Source organism: Fodinibacter luteus (assembly GCF_039541575.1).
Taxonomy (GTDB): Bacteria; Actinomycetota; Actinomycetes; order Actinomycetales; family Dermatophilaceae; genus Fodinibacter; species Fodinibacter luteus.
Genome location: NZ_BAABGM010000011.1, coordinates 210,477 through 219,285, shown reverse-complemented (window position 1 = coordinate 219,285; position 8,809 = coordinate 210,477). Strand labels below are relative to the sequence as shown.

Here is an 8,809-nt window from a genome sequence, read left to right as displayed (position 1 = left end):
TCGAGCACACCCCCGGAGGGACGCTTCCGTTGGGACCGACACGGCCCGGCCCCATGGCCACGGGCAGGGAGATCAGCTGTCCGTCAACCGGGAAGTACGTGTCCGCCTACAGGGAGGTTGGCATGTCCGCTAGCACCATCTTCGGTGATGGCGACAGCCACGCGTGTGAGCTATCCAGGGTCAAGACCCCGACAGCTCGCCTCCGAGACGCTTGAGCGCATCACGGGTGGATGTCGAGGAGACCTGAGAGTAGACCTCCATGGTGAGGCTGATGCGGCTGTGGCGGAGGACGGCCATCGCGACGCGTGGGTGGACGTCAAGAGCAACGAGGAGGCTGGCACAGGTCCGTCGTGTCGAGTGAATCGGGACGACCGGCACGCCGGCCTTCGCGGCCCTGAGCTTGAAATCGCGATGGAAGTTGCGTGGGTCGACCGGATCACCGAGTCGGGTCGTGAAGACCAAGCCGCAGTCGCCCCACATATCACCGGCCGCGAGCCGCCGCCTGGCCTCCTCGACCCGGTGCCGCTCGAGTGCCCGCACCGCGATCTCCGGCAGCGGCAGCGGCGCGTCCGAAGATGGCGTCTTCGTGTGTCGCCGGAGCAGCTGGTGGTCGACCCGCTGCACCTGCCACGCGATGAGCGCCTCGCCACCCTCGAGGTCGACGTCCTCCCAGGCCAGCCCGAGCATCTCCCCGCGCCTCAGTCCGAGCGTGAGCAGAAGGACGTACCCGGCGTACATCGGGTCACCATCCGCGCGCGCCGACTCGAGGAACCGCCGCGCCTCGTCGACGGTCCACACGGGCATCTTCTTCGACCGCGGCATGGGTACCCGCACGAGCGCGGCAACATTGCGGAAGATCAACTCCTCGCGCATCGCCTGTGTCAGCGCACCTCGTAGCACCCGCCACGCCTGGTGGACCGTCCAGTCCGAGGCGACTTCGTGGCAGCACGCGCCGATGGCGCAGCACTGCGGCTCGGGGCGCGCGGCATCCTTGCCCTGGAAGCAGCACTGGCAGCGGACCCGCAGAGTGTTCACCCACACCTGGACGTCGCGGACCATCAGCTTGTCGAGCTTGCGGTCGCCCAGGTCAGGGATGATGTACAGCCGCGTGAACATCTCATAGTTCGAGGTGGTGGCCGGCGACAGGGTCGGCCGGACCGTCTCCTCGAGCCACCGCTCGAGGAAGTCCCGCAGGCGCGGGGAGACCGGCACGATCGGTCCCCGCCGCGCCTGCTCGTGGAGCCGGAGCCACTTGTCGTGTACCTCCGGCCGGGTCTTCCCGTAGACGGTCTTGCGCTGCCGGCGGCCCTTCGGCGTCACGATCCACACGTGCGCTGCGAAGCCGTTCCTGTACGGGTAGATCGACCCCTCCCCGTTGGCCCGTCGGCTCACGGCCACTCCGAATCGCGCGGCCAGTTGGCATCGGCCTCAGCCTCGGCTGCGCGCCGCTCGACGTACTCGTCGACCCACTGGGGCAGGATCCGGCGCGAGCCACCGTCCTTCAATGAGCGGATGTCGCCGCTGATGACCATCATCCGCACCTTGCTCGCTCCGTAGCCGAGCATGTCGGCGACTTCGGGCACGGTGTACCAGCGCCGCACGATTGGGCCCACCGGCGCCTTGCGCCGCCGCTTGGTCTGACCCACCTGGTTGTGTGCTGAAACGGACATGTCTGACTCCTTTCGTGGAGGAATGACCTTCAGTAGGTCACGTCCTGATCGGGCTGACGACCCCCGAAGCTGCTTGTGGATAACTTGCCGAGAAGCGTCGGTCACCCCCCAAAGGCCCGAAAGCTGCTCTCTGTGGACACCCCGCGACGAGAAAGTTCAAGAAATCTCGGATCCACTCGACGAGGCCCGGACCGCCCACGACCCAGCCCCGCACCCCGTCGTCGACCCACCACCGCCGCTCGACCAACAGGCCGACGGCCACCGCGTTGAGAACACACCTGGTGCACTTCGTGACCCGGCGCTGTCCACAACTCCCCTCCCCGCGGCATTGGGGGGTGTGATGACGTTGCACAAGCTCGCCGCCGGGAGCGGGTACACGTACCTGACCCGGCAGGTTGCCGCTCACGACCGCGCCGAGCGAAGCCAGGTCGGGCTGGCCGCCTACTACGAAGAGAAGGGTGAGTCGCCGGGCCGCTGGCTCGCCAGCGGCATCGCCGGTCTCGACCTCGCCGATGGCGACGAAGTCACCGAGGAGCAGATGAAGCTCCTCTTCGGTCAGGGCCGGCACCCGCGATCCCAGGACCCGGATGCCGTGGCACGCGGTTGGGGTTCCCTCGGTCGCGCCTTCCCCACCTTCACTGCGACCAGCCTGCGCCAGGAGGTCGCCGCAGCGTTCAGTGAGCACAACACCTCCCAGGGTCGGCGGTGGAACGTCCCCATCCCCACAGAGGTGCGTGCCGGCATCCGCACCGAGGTCGCCACCCGCGCCTTCGTACGCACGAATGGCCGCGCCCCGCGCGACGAGACCGAACTGACGGGTTTCGTCGCGACCGCGTCGACGCCGGCCCAGACCCCTGTCGCCGGGTACGACCTGACATTCAGCCCGGTTAAGTCCGTGTCGACGCTGTGGGCGATCACCACGCCCGAGGTCGCCAGGGAAGTCGCGGCCGCCCACGAGGCAGCGGTCCGGGAGACGATCGGCCTGCTCGAGCGGGAGGTAGCGTTCACCCGCGTCGGCAAGGCCGGCATCCGGCAGGTGCCGGTCACCGGGCTCGTCGCCGCCGCGTTCGACCACCGCGACTCCCGTGCCGGCGATCCCGACCTGCACACCCACGTCGTCATTTCCAACAAAGTGCAGACCCTCCCCAGCGAGGGCGGCAAGTGGCTCACCCTCGACGGCCGGATGGTGTTCAAGGCCAAGGTCATGGCCTCCGAGCACTACAACACCCGGCTTGAGGCCGAGCTCACCGAGCGGCTCGGCGTGCGGTTCACCGAACGTCCCTCTCCCCAGGGACGACGACCCGTCCGCGAGATCGACGGCATCGACCCACGCCTCATCGAGATGTGGTCGTCCCGCCGGGTCGACATCACCGCCCGCCAACGCGAGCTCGGCGCGGCCTTCCAAGCCGACCACGGCCGGGCACCGACCCGGATCGAGTCCCTCGCCCTGGCCCAGCAGGCCAACCTCGAGACACGCCCCGACAAGCACGAGCCGCGCAGCCTGTGCGAGCAGCGCGACCAGTGGCGGTGCCAGGCGGATGCCGTCCTGGCCGCCGGTGGCGATGCTCGGCACCCGACCGTCACCGACATGGTCGCTGCCGTGTTCGGTCGGGGCCGGGACGTGGGCCGTGGGGGGAGGGACGCGTCCCGGGACGTACTCGCGAGGCGCGTGGTCGACGTCCTCGAGTCGTCCCGGTCGACGTGGCAGGTCTGGCACGTGCGGGCTGAGGCCCTCCGCCAGGCCCGGTACGCCGGCATCCCCCTGTCGTCCCTGGACGAAGCGGTCGGGGACGTTGTCGAGCGAGTGACGCAGGGTTTGTCTCTACCTGTGGCTGCCGTCCGCGACCTCGGCGAGCCCGAGTTCCTCCGCCGCCCGGACGGCACATCGGTCTACACGGTCCACGGGAGCCGGACGTACACGTCGGCCGCGATCCTGGAGGCCGAGCGACGGCTTCTCGCGGCCGCTGAACGGAGCGGCGGATACGCCGTCCCCGAGTTCTTCGTCGATCTCGCCCTCCGGCGGGGCGCCGAGGCGGGAGCCGGGCTCGACGCCGGTCAGGCCGAGCTCGTCAAGGCTCTCGCCACGAGTGGGGTGCGCGTTCAGGTGGCCCTGGCACCTGCCGGGAGCGGCAAGACCACCGCGATGGCCACCCTCGCCAAGGCCTGGCGCGGTGGTGGCGGGCAGGTCATCGGGCTCGCACCCACCGCCGTCGCAGCAGAGGAGCTTGGGCAGGCGATCGACACCACCGCCGAGACCGTCACCAAGTTCCTCCACAGTGCGGCCGCCGCCGCGAGCAACCCCCGGGTCGCGGCCTTCCCCCCGGTGGGACCGCGGACCCTCGTCGTCATCGACGAGGCCGGAATGGTGGGGACGAAGGACCTCGCGGCAGTCGTCGACCATGTTCTCGAGCGGGGCGGCAGCGTCCGCCTGGTCGGAGACGACCAGCAGCTGCCCGCGGTCGCCGCGAGCGGCGTGTTCCGCGACTTGGCCGAGCAGGGCTGTGCGCTGGGGACAACCGTCCGCCTCACCGAACTCCACCGCTTCTCCGACGCGGACGAGGCGGCGGCGACGCTCGGCATCCGGAGTGGCGACCCCGCTGCGCTGGATCATTACCTGGCGCAGGGTCGCGTGCACGTCGGGGATGCCGGCTCCGCCATCCACCAGGCGTTCGACGCCTGGCGAGCGGACGTCGCTGCCGGCAGGGTGAGCCTGCTCCTCGCCGCGAGCCGCGACACGGTTCGCGAGCTCAACGAGCAGGCCCGCGCCGACCGGCTCGCGGCTCATGCGGCGGGCTCCCATCGGGAGGCGGTGCTCGCCGACGGCACCCGAGCCAGCATTGGGGACGTCGTCACCACGCGACGCAACGACCGCTGTCTCCGCGGAGGCGACGGGTCATGGGTCAAGAACGGGGACCGGTGGATCGTCCGGGACGTTGATCGCAATGGCGCCCTCCACGTTGCGCGAGCAGGTCGCCACGCGAGCAAGTTTGGCGCGGTTCTCTTGCTCCCGGCCGACTACGTCGGGCAACACGTGCAGCTCGGGTACGCCAGCACCATCCACGGGGCCCAGGGGACCACCGTCGACACCACCCACACCGTGGTCGCCGGCACCGAGAGCCGACAAGGTCTCTACGTCGCCCTCTCCCGAGGACGCCACCGGAACCACCTCTACCTCTCGGACGCCGAGCCGGTCGCGGACGGTATTGCTCTCGACCTACCCGCCGACCGCGGCCCTCGTGAGGTGCTCACCAGGATCCTCGAGCGCGACGACCGGGCGGAATCTGCCACCAGGGCTAGCGCCCTCGAACCCGCCCGGGAGCTGGCGTACGCCATCCAGCAGTACGAGGACGCGCTGCCGCTGCTCGCCCAACACGTCATCGGTGACATGAAGATGCGGGCGCTCGACACGGCACTCGAACGGTGGATGCCCGGGCTCTCGGACCAACCCGGATACCCAGGCCTCCTCGGGCAGATCGCGCTCCGCTGGGTGGGCGGTGAGTCCCCCGACGAGGTCCTACGGCAGGCCACTTGGTGGCAGGACAGAGCGGACCCTCTCGCCTCCGAGGACCCCGCAGCCGAGCTGGCCCGAAGCGTCTCGAGGTACGGCCCCGAGCCCGAAATGATCAGCCCTAAGCTGTGGCTGTCGGCCGCGCCTGACTCGTTGCGTCGACACCCGGATGTGGGCCCGTACATCGACCGCCTGAGCGATGCGATCCACGTGGCCTTTGTCGCCGCGAACAACGCCACGGCACAGCGAGGCCCGACCAGCAACGAGCACACGAGCGCTCGGCATCGCCTCGACCGGCAGCCGCCGCAATCTCCAGGACGCAGAGCCCCGGGATTCGGCCGTTGACCGCCGGCCAGGGGAGGCCTGGCCGGCGGCCAGCCCGCCTACAGCACGACGCTGGCGACAGCGAAGTCAGCAGCGGGCATAGGAGTCCGAAGGTGCCAAGTGATCGCGATCGGCCGCTCACCGCGGTGCTCCAGATAGTCCGCCTCTCCAAGGAAGAGGTACGGCGCGCCAGTGCCGAATGCGGAGACCTTCTGGGGACGGGTGAAGAGGAGGACGTGACTGCCGTTGCTGCGATGGTTGAGGTAGCGCTGACCGGTCTTCGAGGCAATCGACGTCACAGACTGCGATTCCCAGTGGAACAGGTCGGGACTGATCGCGTAGTCCTGGTACATCGTCGTCGGTGAGTAGTCGGCCTCGGACTTGTGGAGGGTCACCAGCAGGGCGTCCGCGTTCGCCGCAGGCGAGAAGAGAACCCCCTCACGGAAGCTGTTGGGCTTGCGTCCGTCGATTGACACATAGTCGAGCGCCGAGACGATCTCTTCCCGTGTGTACCGGGCGTGCACTCGCAGCGGCCGCATGCCCAGTTCACCGTGCAGTCGAGTAGCGACGCGCTCGGCACCCCGGAGTCCCAGCTCGACCACTGCTCTCAGGTCTTCGCGCAGAGCGCGTTCTTGTCGGAGTGAGTCGAGTCCGGCGCCGTACGAATCGAACCCGCCGCCATCCGGCCACAGTGAGAAGAACAGCATCCGTCCGTAGGCCTGGAGAACGGGGTTGGCGCGGTCGTAGCTCACTGCGTCGTCGCGCAGCCAGGCAAGGTAGGCGTCCGCTCGCTCGCGGTCGTCGACGTGGCACAGAGCGCGTACCCGCTTCAACAGTCGCATCTCGAGTGGGCCCTCCTCAGCCACCGCCAGGCCGGCCTCGCGGCGAAGGCGAGCCCAAGAACGATCACCGCGGATCACGTCCGCCAACTCCACCCCGGAATCCTCGAGGAACGTACCGAGGTCGTCTGTCGGGTGGGCCCGCAACTCCGACGTGATGTTGGGCCAGCGCTTGGTGACCTGATCCCTGATGTTGTCGAGAACGAGCTGCTGACTCTGGCGGTCGAGCACGATCTGCGTTCCCGCGGGGAGGAACGGGAAGCCTTGCTCGATGTCCCGCTCCAGCCCGGCGCGGGTGCTGCCCGTCATGGCGCGGAACCGCTGGTCGAAGCGGAACTCCTTGCGGTGGTGGCCGACGAAGTCGAGTGCGGTGAGCACCGCCTTGTCCTTCGCACGACGCAGCCCGCGTCCAAGCTGCTGCAGAAACACGGTGGAGCTCTCCGTGGGCCGAAGGAAGAGCACGGTGTTGATGGCCGGGACGTCGACTCCCTCATTGAACACGTCGACCGTGAAGACCACCTGTATGGCGCCATCTCGGAGATCTCTCACCACGTTGTCGCGATCACCAGATGCTGTGTCGCCGAGCACTGTCGCTGCTCTGATTCCCGCCTCGTTGAAGACCCGGGTCATGTACCGCGCATGGTCTCGAGAGACACAGAACGCCAGTGCCTTCATCGCGGCCAGGTCGGCAACCTTGTCACGAACAGCTTTGAGGACGATCCGGGCGCGAGCGTCATTGCCGGTGAACAGGTTGGACAGCTCGCCCGTGTCGTAGGCGCCTGCTTTCCAGTCCACCCGGGTCATGTCCATGCCGTCCGCTACGGCGAAGTAGTGGAACGGTGTCAGTAGGTCCGCTTTGAGCGCATCCCACAGTCGTAGCTCGGCGGCAGTGCGTCCACCGAAGAAGGAGCGCACGTCCAGGCCGTCGCCACGTTCGGGTGTGGCCGTCAAACCAAGAAGCTCACGCGGGTTGAGGTGGTCGAGGATGCGTCGGTAGGTCTTCGCCTCTGCGTGGTGGAACTCGTCGATGACGACGATCCGGTATGCCCCCGCGGGGATGTTGGTGATGCCGTACGCCGACAGTGACTGCACCGAAGCGAAGACGTGCTCCCAACGCTCTGGGCGACGTCCATCGACGTACAGCTCGCCGAAGTTCGCGTCGGCCAGGACCTCTCGATAGGTGCGCAGCGACTGCTGGAGGATTTCGCGCCGGTGCGCAATGAAGAGCAGCCCGGGAAGCGTCGGGGCGTCGACGGCGAGGCGCCGGTAGTCGAGGGCGGCGACCACCGTCTTGCCAGTACCGGTCGCCGCCACCAAGAGGTTCCGATGCCGGCCATGGACGACACGCTCGACCTCGAGTTGGTCGAGCATTTCCTGTTGGTAGGGGTACGGGCGGACCTCGAGGCCCGAGAGCGTTAGGGTCACCCTGTCGTTGATGCGCGTGCCGGCTGCCTCGGCCAACGCGTCGTCGAGTTTGTCGCGGTCGGCGTCGGGGTCGTACTTCTCGAAGGTGGGGTCGTTCCAGTAGCTGTCGAACGTCGCGAGGAACTTCTGCAGCAAGGGCGGTGTGGACACGGAGGACAGGCGCACGTTCCACTCGACGCCATCGAGCATCGCTGCGCGGGAGAGGTTGCTGGAGCCGACGTAAGCCGTGTCGAAACCGGTGTTGCGACGAAAGAGCCAGGCCTTCGCATGGAGTCGTGTTCGTTGCGCGTCGTACTGAACCTTGACCTCGGCCCCGAAGTCCCTCACGAGCCGATCCAGGGCCTCCCGCTCAGTGGCACCCATGTAGGTCGTCGTGATGAGGCGGAGGGGGACGCCACGCTCGCGGGCTGACCTGAGTCGGTCCTCGAAGAGGCGCAGGCCGTACCACTTGACGAAGGCCATGATGACGTCTACCCGGTCAGCGCTCGCCAGTTCAGCGCGGATCTCATGCCCAATACCTGGCTCACCTGGGGCATTGGTGAGCAGCGCGGCATCCGAGAGCGGCGTAGATGGACGCTCACTCAGCGCACGGACGACGGCCCCAGGGGCAGGCGGCATCGCAACGGCGAGGAGCTGGCCTGTGGCTGAGAGCGAATCTTCGCTGGCCCCAAGAGTCTCGACGAGCCGGTTGACCAGGGCCAGGCGTCTCCCGGCGTCCCGCTCGTGGCGAAGAGCGCGCAGAGTGACATCACGGACGTGCCTCGCCAGGACGTCCGGCGCATCGGCGTCGTCCACCGATTCGCGATGAACGTCAAGGTTGGGGTTGCCCGCAAGGCGCCTCTCAAGTGCTTGGGTGATGAGACTCTCGTAAAGCCCCTCAAGCATGCTGCTGTCCCCGTTGTCCACCCGATGCAGCTTGCCAGGCTTCGGGGACGAAGTCTCCTCGACCCTGGAGTGCGCAACTCTTCCAGCCTTGGACTCTCACTCCAGCCATTGGCGGATTGGAGCACCGGGAGGTTGGACGTGTCTTTTGTCGGAGCCAG

At 68.0% G+C, this 8,809-nt stretch carries 4 protein-coding genes; 1 reads left to right on the top strand and 3 read right to left on the bottom strand.

What is annotated here, in order from left to right; genetic code table 11:
• Positions 1-180: 180 nt before the first annotated feature.
• Both ABD899_RS09130 and ABD899_RS09125 read right to left on the bottom strand, forming a co-directional pair.
• On the bottom strand, positions 181-1,392 hold the full coding sequence (locus tag ABD899_RS09130) for a tyrosine-type recombinase/integrase (protein ID WP_345204877.1): 1,212 nt from the start codon (positions 1,390-1,392) through the stop codon (positions 181-183).
• The gene (locus tag ABD899_RS09125) at positions 1,389-1,670 is read right to left on the bottom strand and encodes an excisionase family DNA-binding protein (RefSeq protein ID WP_345204874.1); all 282 of its coding nucleotides are present in this window, start codon (positions 1,668-1,670) and stop codon (positions 1,389-1,391) included. Before ABD899_RS09125 ends, ABD899_RS09130 begins: the two co-directional genes overlap by 4 nt.
• A gap of 340 nt (positions 1,671-2,010) precedes the next feature.
• Here ABD899_RS09125 and mobF point away from each other — a divergent pair, with 340 nt between their 5' ends.
• A complete protein-coding gene (gene mobF / locus ABD899_RS09120) occupies positions 2,011-5,523 on the top strand; it encodes a MobF family relaxase (RefSeq protein ID WP_345204872.1) in 3,513 nt (1,170 codons plus the stop codon).
• Positions 5,524-5,561: 38 nt separating this feature from the next.
• Here mobF and ABD899_RS09115 read toward each other — a convergent pair whose 3' ends face one another.
• Entirely contained in the window at positions 5,562-8,651 is a 3,090-nt protein-coding gene (locus tag ABD899_RS09115; RefSeq protein ID WP_345204881.1) for a DEAD/DEAH box helicase, read from the bottom strand.
• Positions 8,652-8,809 lie beyond the last annotated feature (158 nt).